Raw genomic sequence first — 18,235 nt, forward strand, 5'->3', positions numbered from 1 at the left:
ATTAATTCATCCCTATAATTTTATAGAAATAAAGAAGGAGAGATCCAAAATGTATGATATAAAAGAAATTGCACAACTGATAAATGGAGAAATAAGAGGAAATACTGAGTTAAGCTTTACAAGGATTGCTCCATTTTTTCATTCAACTGAGAAGGAATTAACGTTTGCGGCAGATGAAAAGATGTTAAAAAATATAGATAAATGCAGTGCAGGAGCTGTGATTGTTCCTGATTTGCCAAATTTACCTGCAAATAAGACTTTTATTGTTGTAAAAGGCAATCCTAGAGAGTTAATGCCGATATTGCTAAATTATTTCAAGCCTAAATTACAGCCGTTTGAAAATCAGATAGAAAATTCTGCACAAATTGATGAAAGTGCAAATGTATCAAAAATAAATACTTATATCGGGCATAATGTCAAAATTGGGAAAAATGCAGTTATTTACCCAAATGTGTCAATTTTTGAAGGAACTGAGATTGGAGATGACTGTATAATTTATTCAAATGTTACAGTACGGGAATTTACAAAAGTTGGAAGAGGGACGATTTTACAGCCAGGAGCTGTGATAGGGTCTGACGGATTTGGATTTGTAAAAATTAATGGAAATAATGTGAAAATCGAACAGATTGGACATGTAATTATTGGAGAAGAAGTTGAAATTGGAGCAAATTCCTGTGTTGACAGAGGAGCGATTGGAGATACAATTATAAAAAAAGGGACAAAAATTGATAATCTTGTACATATTGCCCATAATGACATAATTGGAGAAAATTGTCTGATTGTGGCTCAGACTGGTATTTCTGGAAGTGTGGAAGTGGGAGATAATTCGACTCTTGCAGGACAGGTTGGAGTGGCAGGACACTTGAAAATTGGAAGCAATGTAGTGATTGCCGCAAAATCTGGAGTAACTAATGATGTGCCGGATGGTAAGCAAATGTCAGGTTATCCGCTTCGTGAACATATAGAAGACTTGAGAGTAAAAATGGCGATGGGAAAAGTTCCTGAACTTGTAAAAAGAATGAAAAAGCTGGAAAAAGAATTGGAAAAAATGGAAGCGAAAAAATAAAAATATAAAATTTTGCACATTAAAGTTGTGAAATTTTAAAACTTCCTTGACTTATTAATTCAAATGATGTAGAATAAATAACAGATAATAAAAAATATTATAAATAGAGAGAGAAGGGAGTTATAGATGAAAAAAATACTTTTAGGTATCTTTATGCTTTTGTGCATAGTTAGCTGTGGGTCAGGACCTGACAAGACAGTGTCAAAATTCATTGACAGTGTGAAAGCTGAAAAAATGAAAGAGGCGGCAAAATATGCGATTGACGATAGTTTTGAGGGGAACTTGGATGTTAAGTACAACAATAAATTTCAAGAATTGCTTTTTAAAACATTATTAAAAAATCTTGAATATAAAATTATCAAGACAGAAAAACAAGATAATGAAACAACAATTGTAACAGTAGAAGTAACAAATGTGGATGTTGAAAAAATATTTTTACAAGTATTCAAAAAAATGACACAGGAGACTTTTTCAGGAAACGGTTCTCATTCAATGTCAGTTGATGACAGATTTAAAGAGGAACTTGAGGCAAAAGATAAACCAAAAACAAAGAATCTTACAAAATTTGTAGTTAAGAAAACAGCCAATGGAGAAAAAATAGTATTAACAGCAGAAAATATTGATGTATTACTTGGTAAATTAAATACAACATTGTCAAACTTAAACACACTTGGCGGAGCTGAAGAAGAAACAGCCGTAGAATTACCAGAAACAGGACCATCAACTGGATTAACACAAAAACCCGAAGAACTTAGAAATCAAAATAAATAAAATAATTTAATTATTAAATAAAACAATCATTCTTTTACTTTTATAAGTGAGTCTGGTTGTTTTTTATTTACAAAAATTTTTTATATTAATTAAAATAAAATTAAAAAAAGTTGATTTTTAAAGATTTTTATTGTATAATTGTAGTATAAAAATAAAAAAGGGAGGAATAAAAATGGCTACATCAAGTTTTTTAAGATTGCCAGAGTTTAAGACTGATAAAGAGATAGATGGTTTAATAAAGGCATTGGAGAATGATAGAAAACCAGAATTAACAGGAGTAAAGGCTGAAAAAATAACAGATGAAAAAAGAATTAGAAGAATATTGGATAAGAAAAGATGAAAATATCAAGATTGTCGATAAATGATTTGTTGAAGTATGATACAGAAGAGTATGTAAAAGAAAATATTTTGAATACATTTAGTAGTAGAAAAAATAATAATGTAGAAGATTTTTTACATAATAAAGCAATATTTTTTGAGGAAAGTTCTATTTCAACAACACATCTAATTTTTGATAATAATGATACTTTGTTAGGTTATTTTTCAGTAGCAAATAAAAGTTTAATATTACCGAATGAAAGATTTGAAAATTTAAGTAATAGTAAACAAAAGAAATTAATGCAAAGTGGACAGAAGGTTGGTAACGGATTTTACTTAGTGAACAGTTATTTATTAGGACAATTAGGAAAAAATTTTAATTTATCAGAAAGTGAACAAATAAAAGGTAATTTTTTATTATCGCTTGCTTTTGAGTTATTGCTGGAAGCAAAGGAATTGATAAATGCAAAATATGTCTGGCTGGAATGTAGAAATTCAGAGAAACTTATAGATTTTTATAAAAAATTTGGCTTTGAGAAGATAGATAATTTTATTTCTAAAGATGGGCTGGTTGTTATGATGATAAAATTGGATAGGAAAAATTGATTGGGATGAAAAATACTGCTGTTGATTTGGATAGGAGTATTTTTTTCAATGGGATTTAAAAATTTTTAATTTGTCTTTTAATAAAATATTTGAAATTATATTGCAATTTTTATATAAGCAAAGGAAATTAATCGCCATTTTCGTTGTTTTATAAAAAGAAAAAACATAGAATTATGGAAAAACATTTATTAATAATAAGCAGTTTTTCAAAATTTAAATAAAAGACTTAATGATAAAATTTAATTGAAGGATATTTTTATAGCTACATAGGTTATATAATAGCATAATTTTATAAAAAAGATTTTAATTCCATGAATTTTCTGATTTTTGTTATTTAAATGTCAAATAGTATCAGATATAATTTTATTTTTTATTAGATTTTCGGAAGAAATATAAAAAATTTGCATTCCAATTTGAAATATTATATAATGAAGATGTAAAAAGAACACAAATAGTTAATATATAAAATGGAATAAATATATTTGGTTATAGATATTTAAAATAAAAGGAGATGGTATTTAATGTTTAAGAAAATTTTACTGATGGTTATACTTGTGATGTCTGTAGTGGGGTGTGAGCTGTTTGATCCTAAAGGCTGGAAAGAAGCACGAGAAGATATGAGAAAAGAAGGTAGAAAATGTTATAAAAGGGCTAACGGTGATTATTACTGCAAGGACAGGTACGGAAATATTGTATATTAGCTATGTGTGATACGGAATAGATGAAATAATGGCAGTTTAAAAACAACGAATTTGAAGGACAGGGGCTTCCTATACAGAGGAATGTTTTCCTGTCTTTTTTCTTTTGAGCAAATATTTTATTTTTATTCTATCTACGTTCTATTTTTTCATTAATTTTCTGATGAAAGTCAATTTTGTTTTCAACATTAATAACATTGACTAACTATACGTTTAATGAATTATCTTGTTTTTTTGTATAGAATATGATATTCTAATAATGTAATTTTTAAAAATAAATTTTAATCAAATTGAGATTGAATTGATAAAAATTAAGTGAATTTAGATTCGAGTAGGAATAATTATAATTTTGGAATAAAGAAGGATGTTAGAAAATATGGGAAAATCAGAAATAATTAGAGGGACAAGCAAATGTGCAAGATTTTTTGTCTGTGATACGACAGATATTGTAAAAGAGGCAAAGAAGATTCATGGGCTTGATCCGATAGCGACAACTGTTTTTGGGAAACTATTGACAGCGACAGCTATGATGGGGAAAGATTTGAAAAACGGGAAAGATTTAGTGACAGTTAAAGTAAATGGAGATGGACCTTATGGAAATATGCTTGCAACTGGGAATATGAAAGGGGAAGTAAAAGGTTATATTGGAAATCCTGAAGATAAATTTCATCAGATAATTGACGAGAATGGAAATTTTATAAAAGATGAGACTGGGCAAGTGAGATTTATTGGAAATGGGACAATGCAAGTTATAAAGGACTTGGGGATGCGTGATCCGTTTTCTGGCGTTACAAAAATAAATGAAGAAGATATTGCAGATATAATTGCTCATTATTTTCTTTTGTCAGAGCAGATAAAATCAGTTGTCGCACTTGGTGTAAAGCTGGATGAAAATGGAGAAGTAAAAAGGGCTGGAGGATATCTAATACAGCTGTTGCCAGGTGTGGAAGACGGATTTATTGATAAACTGGAAAATAAATTACAGCAGATTAGGACGATTACTGAACTTCTGGAAGGTGGAATGAGCCTTGAGAAGATTGTGGAACTGCTCTATGAGGATATTTCGGTATTTGAGGAAGAGACTGATATTGATGGTGCTCATAAAAAGGTTTATGTGGAAGATTTTGAAATTTTGGAAAAATCAGAGCTAGAGTATAGATGTAATTGCACTAAAGATAAGTTTTACAAGGGATTAATCACGCTTGGAAAAGAAGAAATTGATAAAATTCTGGAAGAGGAAGGCAAAATTCAGGTAGAATGCCATTTTTGCGGTAAAAAATATGATTTTGGAAAAGAAGATTTTAAAAATTTATAAAATAGATTTGCTTGGAATTATATAGGTTTAAACGATTTTAAATAATTGTAAAAACAATAATAAAAAAACTGGAAAGGAAGAGAAAATGTCAAAATTAAGAGTAGGAGTAATACGTGGGGGAGTTTCAACTGAAAGAGAAGTTTCTTTAAAGACAGGAAGTGAAATTGTAGCAAACTTGAATAGAGATAAATATGAGGTTTTTGATATTGTGATTGATTCAGAAATGGAAGTTTTTGAAAAAGTAAAAGATTTGAATCTGGATTTTGTTTATATCGCTTTGCACGGTGTATTTGGGGAAGATGGGAGAATACAGGCGATTTTGCAAAGTCTGGGAGTGGCTTATAGCGGGCCTGGAGTAATGTCAAGTGCAGTCTGCATGGATAAGGAATTTTCAAAAAGAATTGTGGCTGGATATGGAGTTAGAATTGCAAAATGGAAAAGTGTACGTGTAGGCGAAACTGTTGACTTTGAAACAATAAAAAAAGAATTGGGGAATCGTGTTGTAGTAAAGCCAAATAACGGTGGTTCAAGCATTGGAGTAAGTTTTGTGGAAAATCAGGAAGAACTTGAAAAAGGGCTGGAACTTGTTTTTGGAATGGATAAGGAGGCATTGATTGAGGAAGTTCTGCATGGTGTGGAAATAAGTGTACCTGTGATTGATGGGGAAGTTTTTCCAACACTAAGAATTGAGGCTCTTGCAGGAGATTACTTTGACTACGAATCAAAATATGCAAAAGGCGGGGCAAATGAATATGTATTTGAATTTCCTGAAAAAATGCAGGCTGAAATTAATAAATTTGCAAAAGACAGTTATTATGGGCTAAAATGTGAAGGTTTTGCAAGAATAGACTTTATGGTTGTAAATGAAGAAACGCCATATTTTATGGAAGTAAACACATCGCCTGGAATGACATCTGCAAGTCTATTGCCAAAAAGTACAGCTTCAAAAGGGTATAATTACCCGCAAACATTGGATTTGTTAATACAATCTTCAATAAAAGTGGAAAGATAAAAGGATTAAAAATTTTAAAAAATAAAAATACAAAAGGGAAGTGGAAAAAATGGAAAGAATAGCAAGTTTTACAGTAGATCACATCAGATTAAACAGAGGAATTTATGTATCAAGAATAGACGAAGTTAATGGAAATTATTTGACAAGTTTTGATATAAGAATGAAATTACCAAACAGGGAGCCAGTAATAAATATTGCTGAACTTCATACAATGGAGCATTTGGGAGCAACTTTTTTGAGAAATCATCCAACTTGGAAAGATGAAATCGTATATTTTGGGCCTATGGGATGCAGAACAGGATTTTACCTTATCTTAAAAGGAAAACTGGAATCGAAGGACATTGTTGACTTAATGAAAGAACTTTACAAATTTATGGCAGAATTTAAAGGAGCAATCCCAGGAGCGACTGCTATAGAATGTGGAAATTACTTGGATCAAAACTTGCCAATGGCTAATTTTGAGGCTAAGAAGTATTTGGAGGAAACTCTGGAGAATTTGGGAGAAGAAAATTTAAATTATCCTGAGTAAAAAATACTATGACCATTTTTAAGAAGTATTTAAAAATAAGGTGGTAAAAGGATGGAAGAATTAAATACATTTGAAAAAACTTTACCAGATAAATTGGATTTTCTAATTAAATTGAAGCAATTCGTGAGTTTAGAAAAAAATAGTTTGAAAAAAATTAGTTTAGCAGTTATTTTTTTAGAATTAATGCAGAAAAATGGAAAAAGTGCAGAAATAAAAAAGATTAATGGACTTGAATATGTTTATGAAAGTTCAACAGAATATTATTTTTTAGTTAGTTCAAAAAAAGTAGGCGATTGTTATGGTTATATTATAAAAATTTTTCATGAAAAGTTATTTCCAAATGGAGTAATTGATAAAATAATAGAAAATTCTTCTTCTTTTGATTGTGTAAAAGAAAGAGCAGAATATTTGTTAAGTAGATGGATAAAAATTGGGAAATTAGATTTTTATGTTTCATTATTAGATTTTGAAAATATAAATTTAAAAATGGAAAAATTGAAAGTTGAAAATAAATGGAAATTAATTATATATGAAAATATAAAAACTTCATACATTAAAGATTATTATTTGGATACAGAAGAAACATTGTATAATGATATTCTTTTGGAAAAATTAAAAATAGAACCTTTGTATGATAAAATTCAATATAATGAATTTTTGAAAAATATATCTCCTTTATTGAAAAAGGAATTATCGGATACAGCTGAAAATTATGAAATTAAAATATTAGTTGATAAATATCCAATTACAAATAATAAAATGCAATTTTTAGATGATGAAATGGATATTTATATTACTAAAAATGATTCAAATATGCATCCTTTGGAAAGTTATCCTGAAATATATTTTAGAGATACAGTGAATTCTTGGAAAAAATGTGAGATTATGAAAAGCCGAAAGCAAAAAATATTTATTCTAAATATAGAGCTTAATGATGAAAAATGGGAAAAATTGTCAGAATTTCAGATAATGCCTAAGATAGAGCATAAAAATGTATTTCCACCTGTTTTTAAAAAAGTAGAAAATAACATTTTCGATATAGTTTATATTCCTAGAGACTGGGATGATGATGACTGTGGATTTAGTGTATCAGAAGAATTATTGAAGAAAATGATAGGATTGGGTTATGATGTTGAAATTATAGGTAATAAGGAGAGATTTTTCAATACACATTTGCCATATAAACTAAAAACGGAAAAAGATATTTTATGGATTTATGATTATGAAAATAATTGGTATATATTACCACTGCTGGATTTTGATACATTAGAACGAAAAGTTATAGATGGAGAAGTTGTGACGTATACAACTACTTCTATACAAGTGTATCATGAAAAACATTGTCCAGATGGAAAGTTGTATTTCCAAAAATCAGAGATAAGAAATTATGGGATAAGTGATGCGATTCATTTGGGATTTGGTGAGTGGGTCGTTAATGAATATCAAAAGCTGATTGAAAATTATAAAAGTAAAATTTAAGTGTCTAGATTATAATGAATGAGTAGGAAAAATACTAATCTTGTTGAGAAATTGAAAGATTATAATTTTTAACTTTGATTCTGAAAATGAAAAGGAGAGATTTTTTATGAAAAAAGTAATAATTTTGGTTGCAAGTTTAATGGTTACAATTAGCAGTTTTGCTGGTTATACGAGTGATATGATTAATAGAATGGAAACTAAAGAGAAAGGTGTAGAGGATTCTTTTGGAGGAAGTAATGCTGAAATGAAAGAAGCATCTTCGGTTATTTTGGACGGCTGGAATGATGAATTAAATAAAGTTTATAAATTATTAATGTCAAAATTGTCAAAAAAAGAACAAGAGAAACTTAGAAATGAAGAAAGAGCATGGATAAAAAGAAAAGAAAGAGTGGCAAAAGAAGCGGCAGATGAATTTTGTGGAATTGTAAATGGACAAAAACTTTGTGGAACAGGTTATGGTTTGGAATACACACAATCATTGATTAACTCGACTAAAAATAGAGCGATTGAATTATCTAAAAGATATGAAAAATTGAAATAAGTTTAGAAAGAAAATTTATATACAGTAAAACTGCTTTAAAACTGAACCTAAAATTTATGACTATTGTACTCAAACCCTAAATTCATATAATTTTTAATAGTTTTATTTTAAAAGAGTTTCAGTATATTTAGAATTTGATAAAACAAATATCCATTGTTGTTTGTAAAAAAGGAGATTTATGAAAAAAATACTGATTTTATTTTTAGTTGTTTTTTCATTAAATTTTTCATTTGAATTAAAAAAAGAAAATTTTGAAATTATGAAAAATAAGAGTTTAAAAATATCGGAAGAAGAAATGAAAAATCAAAGTGAAAAAATTGTTGAAATTTTTGATAAAGAAATTTCAGATAGGATAGAAAGTAAAAATAAGGGTATAGGATATTCGGAAAATACTAATTTGGAAACTGGTGAAAAAAATTTTAAAGTGAATGTACCTAATGTTTTGATGAATAACAAAGTTTATGAAAAAACAATTTATAAAATTGAAAAAATTAATTTTATTTCAAAAAATAAAGTAGAAATAATTTATACAGAAAAATCACCGAATATTTTTAAAATTATGTTTTCTGAAGAATTTAATAAAATGCTAGAAGACAAAGTTTCGAAAGAATTGGGATATAAATTGGATAATGAAAAAATTCAAAAATTATCCAATGAAGAAAGACTGAAAGCAAATGCAATAATTTTGTCTGAATATCAAAATGAAATAATAAAGATATTGGATAATAATCAGTTTGAGTATATGACTAATAAAAATAAGATGATTTTGGAAAGAAAGAAAAAAGGATGGGAATATAAAGATGAAGAGACATTAGAAACTGATGGACTTGATATTTTTGATTCTATGTTTGAAAATTTGGAAAATAATTTGAATAAATGAGAATGGGGTATGAGTAAATGAAGAAGATATTAATGTTATTTTTACTAACAACAAGTCTTGGATTTTCAGCAAATTACAAGGTTGAAGTTAAGCCTAATGTGAAAATTCAAAAAGCAGAAATTGAGAAAAATAATATAGAAATAGAGAAAAAATTTTTTGAAAATACAAAAGAAGAAATTTCTATTGGAATAAAAGAAATTGACAAGCAAATAGAGAGTCAGAAAGATGAATTGGGAGCAAGATTTTTTGGTGAAATTTTAAAAGAATACATGAAAAGTATGGAGTATAGGATTAAAAAGATTGATTACACTTCAAGTTCAAGTGCAAATTTAACATTTACCCTAAAAGCACCCAAATTAAATTTTAATTCTCTTTTAGGAGATGAAGATCAAAAAAGAATAAATAAAATATTTGAACAAAAAACGGGAAAATCAATGGAATATTTGTCTAGTGTTTCACGAAATGAGTTTGAAAAGAAATGGATGCCAATATTGATAGACATAGTATCAAAAACAGTTTCAGATAAAATTAAAGATATAAAAGAATTCGAAGAAAAAGAAGGAATTGTTGAAATAAAGAAAATTAATGGAAAATGGAATTTTTTACAGAAAAGGAATTAAAAAAATGAGAAAAATAATTGATACGCATACGCACATTTATGATAAACAGTTTGAAAATGATTTTGATGATGTGATGAAAAGAATTGAAGATGAGCTGGAAGGGATTGTGAGCATTGGATTTGATTTGGAAAGTTCACTTAAAAGCATTGAGCTTGCGAATAAATATTCGTTTGTGAATGCAGTAATTGGAGTTCATCCTGTGGATATAAAAAAATATAGTGATGAAGTGGAAAAAGAACTGGAAAGATTGGCATTGACTGAGAAAAAGGTTGTTGCGATTGGGGAAATTGGGCTGGATTATCATTGGATGGAAGATCCGAAGGATGTTCAGATTGCTGGATTTAGAAAGCAGATGGAACTTGCAGAAAGGGTAAAAAAACCAGTTGTTATCCATACAAGAGAAGCTTTGCAGGATACGCTTGATGTTTTGAAGGATTATAAAAATGTTGGCGGAATTTTGCATTGTTATCCAGGTTCCTTGGAAGCGGCAAAACCGTTTTTAGATAGATATTATCTGGGAATTGGCGGAACTTTGACGTTTAAAAATAATAAAAAGACGAAGGAGCTTGTGAAAGAATTGCCTTTGGAAAAAATTGTTCTGGAAACAGATTGTCCGTATTTGACACCTGTGCCTTTTCGAGGGAAACGGAATGAGCCAGTTTATACAAAATATGTAGCAGAAGAAGTGGCTAGAATTAAGGAAATTTCAGTAGAGCAAGTTATTAAAGTAACTACTGAAAATGCTAAGAAAATCTATGGAATATAATGGAATTTAGAAATTAAATAGGAGATAAAATGTGTATTGAAAAAGAAAATAAAGATTTTAAAAATCCAATAGAATATAAATTAGAAAAAAAAGATGGAAATGCACGTGCTGGAGTTATACAAACACCACATGGAGAGATAAAAACACCAGTATTTATGCCAGTTGGTACACAGGCGACTGTAAAGGCGATGACTCGAGAGGAATTAGAAGAGATTAATTCTCAAATTATTCTTGGGAACACGTATCATTTGTACTTGCGTCCTGGAGATGATTTAGTAAATGATTTTGGCGGGCTTCACAAATTTATGAGATGGGATAAGCCAATACTTACTGATAGTGGCGGATTTCAAGTGTTTAGTCTTGGAGATTTGAGAAAGATAAAGGAGGAAGGAGTTCATTTTCGTTCGCATTTAGATGGATCAAAGCATTTTTTATCGCCTGAAAAATCTATTTCGATTCAAAATAATCTGGGAAGTGATATTATGATGGTGCTGGATGAATGCCCGCCAGGACTGTCAACACGTGAATATTTGATACCATCCATTGAAAGAACTACGAGATGGGCTAAGCGTTGTATTGAAGCAAATAGAAATAAGGATAAGCAGGGGCTTTTTGCAATTGTGCAAGGTGGAATTTATGAGGATTTACGGGATAAAAGTTTTGAGGAGCTGTATGAGCATGATTATGGGTTTGCTGGGTATGCTTTAGGAGGGCTTGCAGTAGGAGAGCCACGTGAGGATATGTATAGAATTTTAAAATATAGCACACCAAAACTGCCTGAAAATAAGCCACGTTATTTAATGGGAGTGGGAGAGCCTGTGGATATGCTTGAAGCTGTGGAGCATGGAATTGACATGATGGATTGCGTTCAGCCTACAAGAATTGGTAGACACGGTACTGTATTTACGAAGTATGGACGTCTTGTCATAAAAAATGCGATTTATTCAAGAGATGACAGACCACTTGATGAAGGTTGTGACTGTTATGCCTGCAAAAATTACACAAGAGCATATATTAGACATTTATTCAAGGCTGGAGAAATTTTGGGACAAAGGCTTGCAACATATCATAATTTGTATTTTTTGCTAAAACTTATGGATAATGCACGTGAGGCAATTATTGATGGAAGGTTTAAGGAATATAAGGAAGAAGTGCTGAAAAACTATGCCATGGGGAAAGAAAGTGAATGGATAAAGCCAAAGTCGATATAAAAATTAGAAAATAAAATACAATAAAAAAGTGCTATTTATTTCATAACAAATATTTTTTTATTCCAGATAAAAAATATAAGTTAAAAGTAAATAGCACAAACATAAAATACTACATTTCTTTAAATGTCAATGTTTTTCCATCATCTGTCATAAAAGTCAAACGATTATTATCTAATTTAATCTTTTTTGAATTTTGTAAAATATTCAAATACTGGCTTTCAAGTCTCATAAAGTTATCTGGTCCTGCCATTTTTGTAGAGCCGATAGGTCCAACCATAATATTATCTGATGCCATTATGTAATTTGAAAAATAGTTGTTTACTCCTGAATCGCCATGTATTCTGTCTTCTGAAAAATTAAGAGTAATTCTTATTTCATTTGTTGTCAATATCTTTCTCATTTTTGTGTCAGAAATATCAATAAGTTTCCAGCTAGTATTCAATAATTTTTTTTTCAAATTTAAAAGAGAAAGTGAATCCTTGTCATTCTGATTAACTGTATTTGACTTTTTAAAAGTCCAAATATCGCCAGTCTTGTTAGTTAAAGTTAAAGTATCCTTGTTGTATTTAATCACAGGGTTGGATTGCAGAATATCAAAGAAATCCTGTTCGAGATTCATTAAATCTAGAGAACCTCCCATCAAAGTTGAAGTTACTGTGGCAGAAAGAGTAGAATTTCTGTTTAATTTATAACTTCCTGAATATCCATTGATTCCACCAAATCCATTAATCTTATTTTTTGAAAAATTAATAGTAACATTTGTATTTTCTGAAATATAAGAATTAAATCTATTTTTCTTAATCTGAGTTAATTTCCATGAAGTTTCATTTAAATTTGAAAGAGGAAGTGAATCCTTGTCTGTTTGATTAACTGTATCAGGATTTTTAAAAGTCCAAATCTCTCGCTTGTTAGTTAAAGTTAAAGTATCCTTGTTGTATTCAATCACAGGGTTGGATTGCAGAATATCAAAGAAATCCTGTTCGAGATTCATCAGATCTTGAGCACCTCCTGTTAAAGTTGAAGTTACTGTGGCAGAAAGAGTAGAATTCCTGTTTAATTTATAACTTCCTGAATATCCGTTAGTTCCTCCAAATCCGTTGATATTATATTTTAAGAAATTAATTGTAACATTTGCTTTTTCTGGAATACGGGAATTCCGTCCATTTTTCCTGATTTCTGTCAATTTCCACGAAGTTCCGTTCAAATTAGTGCTAACAGCGTCTCTTTTTTTCACAGCCGCATTCAAAAAACCACAGCATAAAAGAAGCATTGTAAAAATTCCAACTAAAAAAAATCTTTTTTTCATTTTAAAAACCTCTTTTCATTATTTTTTCTCTTTTCCTTTGTTAATTCAATATTATCATATTATCATTAAAGAATTATGAGAATTTTAAAAATTATTTGATTTTTATAAAATATTTTTATTTAGCTTGAAAATTTTTCAGTAATTTGTATATATTTTTTCATTTTTATTATCCGATTCCAGTTTATTAGAAGTGATATAATTATGGAATAAAGAAAAAACCGCCACGAAAATAATTTGAAAGAGTAAAAAGCATAACAAATATTTCACTCACAACAACTCTAAAACTTACCCATTCTAAATCAACCAGTCTTGGAAAACATTTTGCAAAAAGCTGAAAATAGTTAAATTCGTTACGGTATTCCTTGTAAAGCATATTTGTGACATCAAAAGTATTTATTATATAAACTATTGAAAATGTAACGATAAATAGTGAAAAGGCATCAAAAAAAGAGAAATCATCAGCCCCAAATCCCTCAAAACCATTGATTTTATGTGAAAAAAACATATATCCAATATAGGATGTAATTGGGATGGAAATGCTGAAAATCAAGGAAATAAAATTTTTATTAAAATAAAAAGCGATGTAATATATGATAATTCCTATCAACGAAAATAGAATTGCACCTAACAATCCAAATAGGATTTGTTTAAATTTATAATTAAAATTCTGTATAAGTTTGTTCATTGAGTATAGTGTATTCCTTTCAAAAATTTTATTGTCATGGAAAAACCTTCAGGTTGTAGTTTCCTGCAGATTTTTGGAGGTATAAAATGGTAATTTGTCATCTGTTTGCTAAAGATCAGATACAATCTTGAGGAGGTGAACCTCAAAAAATATTATAACATAAAAAAATACCCCAATCAATAATAGATAAGAGTATTTTTTTCACCTGTTTAGTCTGATATGGACGAATTCCATTATTTTGCTAATTATAGCACAAATTTTTCATTTTTCAATCATATAATTTTTATTTTTTTATAAATTTATGATAAATCCAGTCAACTATAATAGCGATTGCATTATCCCCAGATACATTTGCCGCTGTTCCAAAGCTGTCCTGTGTTATGTAAAGAGCAATTAGAAGTGAAGCTAAAGGACTGTTTGCAGCGATTCCGACCATTCCTAGAAATGGAAGTGCTGACATTATTGCTCCTCCAGGCGCTCCAGGCGCGGCTACCATTGCGACTCCTAGAACTAGGATAAATGGGAAAACTTTTGTTACATCGTAAGCCATATTGTTCATCATAAGAACGGTAACAACACAGCTTGTTATTGTAATGATACTTCCTGCTAAATGGATTGTGGCACATAATGGCACTACAAATTCACGTATTTCAGGCGATGTTCCATTTCGTTTTGCACATTCCAGATTTATTGGGATTGTGGCTGCTGAAGATTGTGTTCCAAGTGCTGTAAAATAGCCAGGAATCTGATTTTTCATACAAGTAAATGGATTTTTTCCTGAAAGTCCTCCAGCGAATACAAATAAAGCCGAAATATATAAAATGTGAAGAATTATCACACAAACAAATACTTTTAGGAAAATAGAAAGTGTTGTAAACATCTGTCCGCTGTAAGTCATGTTCATAAATGTTCCAAAAATGTAGACTGGAAGTAGAGGAATAACTGAAGTGCTCAGTAATTTTGTAATTATTTTTGAAAACTCACGAAAAAGGTTGTAGGTAGTTTGTCCTTCACCATTATTTCTAAGCCAGCTTATTGAAAGCCCCATTATAAAAGCAAAAACGATTGCTGAAGTTACATCAAACATTGGTGCGAGCGGAATCTCGAAATAAGCTGTTAAAAGATTTTTCTCAGGATGTTCTATTGCCGCAAAAGAGGCAAAATTAAGAATTTTTGGAAAAATATTAGTTGCCATAAGATAAGATAAACTTCCCGCCACAATTGTGGAAACATAAGCTATCAATGTAGTAATTCCAAGTAATTTTCCTGCTCCTTGACGCAAATCTGAAATTCCTGTCACAACAAATCCGATTATCATAAACGGAATAACAAAAGATAAATACTTGCTAAATAGCGACGAAAAAGTCACAAAAATCCTAATAACAGGACTTGGTAAAACTAATCCCAGTACTATACCAAGCGTTATTGCGATAATTAAACGTGGCACAAGCCCGATTTTTTTCATAAATTTTTCTCTCCTTATATATTTTTTGTATAACTAAAATAAATCCCGCAACCCAACCTCAATATTATTAATTAACATACGGTAGTAAAATTTACAGTAATTTGTACAAATGTAACAATACTGGGATTAATTATAATTCTTGTAATTTCCCCGCACTACTTCATCTTGTAAGATATTTTTTCCCTAATATCCAAAGGTTTATGTTCACCTTAATAATACCTACACCTAAAATTTATTTAAATTATATTTTTTTATTCTTCAATCAAATCAATAGTCCAGTTTGCCTGCTGTAATTTTGTATCAGTTTCACGAATTTCCTTAGACAATTTATCTAGCTGTTTTTGATGTTCTGGAACATTAATCGTACTAAAAACTTTTATTTCTGTTGTGGAATAAAGATTTATCTTTTGGCTTGCAATTTCTATAAATTCACGCAGGATTCCTGCTTTTTGTGAGAGTGTGTCCTTTTTTGCAATTAATTCGACTAATGAAATTCCATCAATTTTTGAAAGAGTATTTGTTTTGTTTATTTTTATTATTAAATCATTTAATTGAGAAATTAAGCTGTCTAATTCAGTTAATAGAAGTTGAGGATTTTCAGCAGGTTCTTCGTGTTCCTGAACTTTAGCATTATTGTTAAGTCTTGTTTTTAATTGTGCAATTCTTTTTTGAATATCTGCACGTAAAATAAGAGCTTCAGCAATTTTCATTTTATTTATCCTCCAATTTTTATTTATTAGTACTTAAAGTATAATGTAAAAATTATAAAATGTAAAGGATATTTTTAATATTCTTTTTGTATATATAAAATAAAAAAAACTTTAAAAGATATTTTTTTAACTTGCAAATATCTATTGTAATGGTTACAAAATTATGATAAAATTAATTGGAAAATTTTGAAAAACAAAATATTGATTATTAAAAATTTAAAAGATATAAAAATATATTTAATGGAGGGAATTATGGAACTATCAAAAGGTAAATTGCTGAATATTTATGAACGAATGCTTAGCATTAGAAATTTTGATTTAAAGGTAAATCAGCTTGTGAAAAGAGGAATGGTGCCTGGAATGACACATCTGTCAGTAGGAGAGGAAGCGGCGAATGTTGGGGCTATTGCGGCGTTGAATGCTGATGATCTGATTACATCTAATCATAGAGGGCATGGGCAAGTTATCGCTAAAGGGATTGACTTGAATGGAATGATGGCTGAGATTATGGGAAAGGCTACTGGAACTTGTAAAGGTAAAGGAGGTTCGATGCACATTGCCGATTTAGAAAGTGGAAACTTGGGAGCAAACGGAATTGTTGGTGGTGGACACGGAATGGCAGTTGGCGCGGCTTATACTCAAAAAGTTAAAAATACTGGAAAAATTGTAGTTTGTTTCTTTGGAGATGGAGCTACAAATGAAGGAAGTTTTCACGAAGCGATGAACTTGGCGTCAGTATGGAATGTACCTGTTATTTTTTATGCAATTAATAATGGATATGGAATAAGTACTTCAATTAATAGTGTTGCAAAAGTGGAGCATCTTTATCAAAGGGCTGCAGCTTATGGAATGCCAGGATATTTTATTGAAGACGGGAATGATGTTCTTTCAGTTTATGAAACTTTTGAAAAGGCTGTAAAGGATGTGAGAGAAGGAAAAGGACCTGTATTTATTGAAAGCGTAACTTACAGATGGTTCGGACATTCGAGTTCTGATCCTGGAAAATACAGAACAAAAGAAGAGGTTGACGAATGGAAGTTAAAAGATCCTAACTTAAAATTCAGAAATTACTTGCTTGAAAATAATATTGCGACAGAGGAAGAATTAGTAGAACTTGAAGAAAAATCAAAAAAACAGATTGAAGATGCAGTAGAATTTGCAAAAAATAGTCCAGAACCTACGTTGGAATCTGCATTTGAAGATATATTTGCGAATTAGAAAAGGAGATAGAAAATGGAAACAAAGTTGATGTCTGTAAAAGAGGCAATTATTACAGCAATGTCGGAAGAGATGAGAAGAGATGAAAATGTATTTTTAATGGGAGAAGATGTAGGAATTTTTGGAGGAGATTTTGGAACATCAGTTGGAATGCTCGATGAATTTGGGCCAGAAAGAATAAAAGATACTCCAATTTCAGAGTCAGCAATTTCTGGAGCTGCAGTTGGTGCTGCAATGACAGGGCTTCGTCCTATAGTTGATGTAACATTTATGGATTTTATCGTTTATATGATGGACAATATTGTAAATCAGGCGGCAAAAACTAGATATATGTTTGGTGGAAAAGGACAAGTGCCAGTAACATTCAGATGTGCGGCAGGTTCTGGAGTGGGTTCGGCAGCACAGCATTCACAGTCGCTTGAGTCTTGGTTTACTCATATTCCAGGAGTAAAGGTTGTTGCGCCAGGAACACCTGCTGATGTAAAAGGGCTTTTAAAATCAGCAATCCGTGATAATAACCCAGTAATTTTCCTTGAATATAAAGCACAATACAATATGAAAGGTGAAGTTCCTACAGATTCTGAATTTGTTATTCCTTTAGGAAAAGGTGAAATTAAAAAAGAAGGAAAAGATATTACAATTGTAACTTATGGAAGAATGCTGGAAAGAGTAATGAAGGCGGCGGAAATTGCAGAAAGTGAAGGGATTAGCGTAGAAGTGGTGGATCCTAGAACATTGATTCCGCTAGACAAGGAAATTATTTTGAATTCTGTTAAAAAAACAGGAAGAGTAATCTTAGTAAATGATGCTCACAAAACAAGCGGGTTTATCGGAGAAATTTCTGCAATTATTTCAGAAAGTGACACATTTGACTATTTGGATCACCCAATTGTGAGGTTAGCTGGAGAAGATGTGCCAATACCTTATAATCACGCTCTTGAAACAGCGATGGTTCCAAGTGTGGAAAAAATTGTAGAAGCAATTAGAAAAGTAAAAAATAAACAATAAAAAATATATAGGAAGAAATAAAATAGAAAGG

20 protein-coding genes are annotated in these 18,235 nt (G+C 30.1%); 16 read left to right on the forward strand and 4 right to left on the reverse strand.

The window, feature by feature from the left end; genetic code table 11:
• Positions 1-49 precede the first annotated feature (49 nt).
• The 14 genes from lpxD to tgt all read left to right on the forward strand — a co-directional run bounded on the left by lpxD (position 50) and on the right by tgt (position 11,812).
• Entirely contained in the window at positions 50-1,066 is a 1,017-nt protein-coding gene (gene lpxD / locus FVE77_RS03930) for a UDP-3-O-(3-hydroxymyristoyl)glucosamine N-acyltransferase (protein ID WP_026746716.1), read from the forward strand.
• Between the two features lie 126 nt (positions 1,067-1,192).
• Positions 1,193-1,837: a hypothetical protein gene (locus FVE77_RS03935; protein ID WP_026746715.1), complete on the forward strand. Its 645-nt coding sequence runs from the start codon at positions 1,193-1,195 to the stop codon at positions 1,835-1,837.
• A 172-nt stretch (positions 1,838-2,009) separates the two neighbouring features.
• Positions 2,010-2,177, forward strand: a complete 168-nt coding sequence (locus FVE77_RS12630; protein WP_169718713.1) for a hypothetical protein — start codon at positions 2,010-2,012, stop codon at positions 2,175-2,177.
• Positions 2,174-2,761: an N-acetyltransferase gene (locus FVE77_RS03940; RefSeq protein WP_026746713.1), complete on the forward strand. Its 588-nt coding sequence runs from the start codon at positions 2,174-2,176 to the stop codon at positions 2,759-2,761. Before FVE77_RS12630 ends, FVE77_RS03940 begins: the two co-directional genes overlap by 4 nt.
• Positions 2,762-3,282: 521 nt before the next feature.
• Positions 3,283-3,462 carry a hypothetical protein gene (locus FVE77_RS03945; RefSeq protein ID WP_026746712.1) on the forward strand — a complete coding sequence of 60 codons (180 nt, stop codon included), beginning with the start codon at positions 3,283-3,285 and terminating at the stop codon, positions 3,460-3,462.
• A 373-nt stretch (positions 3,463-3,835) separates the two neighbouring features.
• Positions 3,836-4,774, forward strand: coding sequence for an Hsp33 family molecular chaperone HslO (locus FVE77_RS03950; protein ID WP_026746711.1), 939 nt, complete (start codon positions 3,836-3,838; stop codon positions 4,772-4,774).
• Between the two features lie 85 nt (positions 4,775-4,859).
• Positions 4,860-5,786 carry a D-alanine--D-alanine ligase gene (locus tag FVE77_RS03955; RefSeq protein ID WP_026746710.1) on the forward strand — a complete coding sequence of 309 codons (927 nt, stop codon included), beginning with the start codon at positions 4,860-4,862 and terminating at the stop codon, positions 5,784-5,786.
• Positions 5,787-5,835: 49 nt separating this feature from the next.
• Entirely contained in the window at positions 5,836-6,315 is a 480-nt protein-coding gene (locus FVE77_RS03960; protein ID WP_015769976.1) for an S-ribosylhomocysteine lyase, read from the forward strand.
• 51 nt (positions 6,316-6,366) lie between these two features.
• Positions 6,367-7,794, forward strand: a complete 1,428-nt coding sequence (locus FVE77_RS03965; protein ID WP_026746709.1) for a hypothetical protein — start codon at positions 6,367-6,369, stop codon at positions 7,792-7,794.
• A 106-nt stretch (positions 7,795-7,900) separates the two neighbouring features.
• On the forward strand, positions 7,901-8,335 hold the full coding sequence (locus FVE77_RS03970) for a lysozyme inhibitor LprI family protein (RefSeq protein WP_026746708.1): 435 nt from the start codon (positions 7,901-7,903) through the stop codon (positions 8,333-8,335).
• A gap of 178 nt (positions 8,336-8,513) precedes the next feature.
• Positions 8,514-9,215: a hypothetical protein gene (locus tag FVE77_RS03975; RefSeq protein WP_026746707.1), complete on the forward strand. Its 702-nt coding sequence runs from the start codon at positions 8,514-8,516 to the stop codon at positions 9,213-9,215.
• 17 nt (positions 9,216-9,232) lie between these two features.
• Positions 9,233-9,835 carry a hypothetical protein gene (locus FVE77_RS03980; RefSeq protein WP_146967847.1) on the forward strand — a complete coding sequence of 201 codons (603 nt, stop codon included), beginning with the start codon at positions 9,233-9,235 and terminating at the stop codon, positions 9,833-9,835.
• Between the two features lie 4 nt (positions 9,836-9,839).
• On the forward strand, positions 9,840-10,601 hold the full coding sequence (locus FVE77_RS03985) for a TatD family hydrolase (protein ID WP_026746705.1): 762 nt from the start codon (positions 9,840-9,842) through the stop codon (positions 10,599-10,601).
• A gap of 29 nt (positions 10,602-10,630) precedes the next feature.
• A complete protein-coding gene (gene tgt / locus FVE77_RS03990; RefSeq protein ID WP_051254505.1) occupies positions 10,631-11,812 on the forward strand; it encodes a tRNA guanosine(34) transglycosylase Tgt in 1,182 nt (393 codons plus the stop codon).
• Between the two features lie 109 nt (positions 11,813-11,921).
• Here the strand turns inward: tgt and FVE77_RS03995 are convergent, their stop codons facing one another.
• The 4 genes from FVE77_RS03995 to FVE77_RS04010 form a co-directional block, all read right to left on the reverse strand.
• Positions 11,922-13,118, reverse strand: coding sequence for an META domain-containing protein (locus tag FVE77_RS03995; RefSeq protein ID WP_026746703.1), 1,197 nt, complete (start codon positions 13,116-13,118; stop codon positions 11,922-11,924).
• A gap of 199 nt (positions 13,119-13,317) precedes the next feature.
• Positions 13,318-13,803 (reverse strand): hypothetical protein, encoded by a 486-nt coding sequence (locus tag FVE77_RS04000; RefSeq protein WP_006804780.1) that lies wholly within the window; start codon positions 13,801-13,803, stop codon positions 13,318-13,320.
• A 283-nt stretch (positions 13,804-14,086) separates the two neighbouring features.
• Positions 14,087-15,268 (reverse strand): dicarboxylate/amino acid:cation symporter, encoded by a 1,182-nt coding sequence (locus FVE77_RS04005; protein ID WP_026746702.1) that lies wholly within the window; start codon positions 15,266-15,268, stop codon positions 14,087-14,089.
• Between the two features lie 251 nt (positions 15,269-15,519).
• Positions 15,520-15,978, reverse strand: a complete 459-nt coding sequence (locus tag FVE77_RS04010) for a DIP1984 family protein (protein WP_026746701.1) — start codon at positions 15,976-15,978, stop codon at positions 15,520-15,522.
• A gap of 252 nt (positions 15,979-16,230) precedes the next feature.
• Here FVE77_RS04010 and FVE77_RS04015 point away from each other — a divergent pair, with 252 nt between their 5' ends.
• Together FVE77_RS04015 and FVE77_RS04020 are read left to right on the forward strand one after the other, a co-directional pair.
• Entirely contained in the window at positions 16,231-17,196 is a 966-nt protein-coding gene (locus FVE77_RS04015; protein WP_026746700.1) for a thiamine pyrophosphate-dependent dehydrogenase E1 component subunit alpha, read from the forward strand.
• Between the two features lie 15 nt (positions 17,197-17,211).
• Positions 17,212-18,204 carry an alpha-ketoacid dehydrogenase subunit beta gene (locus FVE77_RS04020; protein WP_026746699.1) on the forward strand — a complete coding sequence of 331 codons (993 nt, stop codon included), beginning with the start codon at positions 17,212-17,214 and terminating at the stop codon, positions 18,202-18,204.
• Positions 18,205-18,235: the final 31 nt, after the last annotated feature.

The sequence above is a fragment of the Leptotrichia hofstadii genome, assembly GCF_007990525.1.
Taxonomy (GTDB): Bacteria; Fusobacteriota; Fusobacteriia; order Fusobacteriales; family Leptotrichiaceae; genus Leptotrichia; species Leptotrichia hofstadii.

Excerpts from the sequence above, each read along its gene's own strand:
- lpxD (WP_026746716.1), top strand. The coding sequence starts at position 50 with ATGTATGATATAAAAGAAATTGCACAACTGATAAATGGAGAAATAAGA.
- FVE77_RS03935 (WP_026746715.1), top strand. The coding sequence starts at position 1,193 with ATGAAAAAAATACTTTTAGGTATCTTTATGCTTTTGTGCATAGTTAGC.
- FVE77_RS12630 (WP_169718713.1), top strand. The coding sequence starts at position 2,010 with ATGGCTACATCAAGTTTTTTAAGATTGCCAGAGTTTAAGACTGATAAA.
- FVE77_RS03940 (WP_026746713.1), top strand. The coding sequence starts at position 2,174 with ATGAAAATATCAAGATTGTCGATAAATGATTTGTTGAAGTATGATACA.
- FVE77_RS03945 (WP_026746712.1), top strand. The coding sequence starts at position 3,283 with ATGTTTAAGAAAATTTTACTGATGGTTATACTTGTGATGTCTGTAGTG.
- FVE77_RS03950 (WP_026746711.1), top strand. The coding sequence starts at position 3,836 with ATGGGAAAATCAGAAATAATTAGAGGGACAAGCAAATGTGCAAGATTT.
- FVE77_RS03955 (WP_026746710.1), top strand. The coding sequence starts at position 4,860 with ATGTCAAAATTAAGAGTAGGAGTAATACGTGGGGGAGTTTCAACTGAA.
- FVE77_RS03960 (WP_015769976.1), top strand. The coding sequence starts at position 5,836 with ATGGAAAGAATAGCAAGTTTTACAGTAGATCACATCAGATTAAACAGA.
- FVE77_RS03965 (WP_026746709.1), top strand. The coding sequence starts at position 6,367 with ATGGAAGAATTAAATACATTTGAAAAAACTTTACCAGATAAATTGGAT.
- FVE77_RS03970 (WP_026746708.1), top strand. The coding sequence starts at position 7,901 with ATGAAAAAAGTAATAATTTTGGTTGCAAGTTTAATGGTTACAATTAGC.
- FVE77_RS03975 (WP_026746707.1), top strand. The coding sequence starts at position 8,514 with ATGAAAAAAATACTGATTTTATTTTTAGTTGTTTTTTCATTAAATTTT.
- FVE77_RS03980 (WP_146967847.1), top strand. The coding sequence starts at position 9,233 with ATGAAGAAGATATTAATGTTATTTTTACTAACAACAAGTCTTGGATTT.
- FVE77_RS03985 (WP_026746705.1), top strand. The coding sequence starts at position 9,840 with ATGAGAAAAATAATTGATACGCATACGCACATTTATGATAAACAGTTT.
- tgt (WP_051254505.1), top strand. The coding sequence starts at position 10,631 with ATGTGTATTGAAAAAGAAAATAAAGATTTTAAAAATCCAATAGAATAT.
- FVE77_RS03995 (WP_026746703.1), bottom strand. The coding sequence starts at position 13,118 with ATGAAAAAAAGATTTTTTTTAGTTGGAATTTTTACAATGCTTCTTTTA.
- FVE77_RS04000 (WP_006804780.1), bottom strand. The coding sequence starts at position 13,803 with ATGAACAAACTTATACAGAATTTTAATTATAAATTTAAACAAATCCTA.
- FVE77_RS04005 (WP_026746702.1), bottom strand. The coding sequence starts at position 15,268 with ATGAAAAAAATCGGGCTTGTGCCACGTTTAATTATCGCAATAACGCTT.
- FVE77_RS04010 (WP_026746701.1), bottom strand. The coding sequence starts at position 15,978 with ATGAAAATTGCTGAAGCTCTTATTTTACGTGCAGATATTCAAAAAAGA.
- FVE77_RS04015 (WP_026746700.1), top strand. The coding sequence starts at position 16,231 with ATGGAACTATCAAAAGGTAAATTGCTGAATATTTATGAACGAATGCTT.
- FVE77_RS04020 (WP_026746699.1), top strand. The coding sequence starts at position 17,212 with ATGGAAACAAAGTTGATGTCTGTAAAAGAGGCAATTATTACAGCAATG.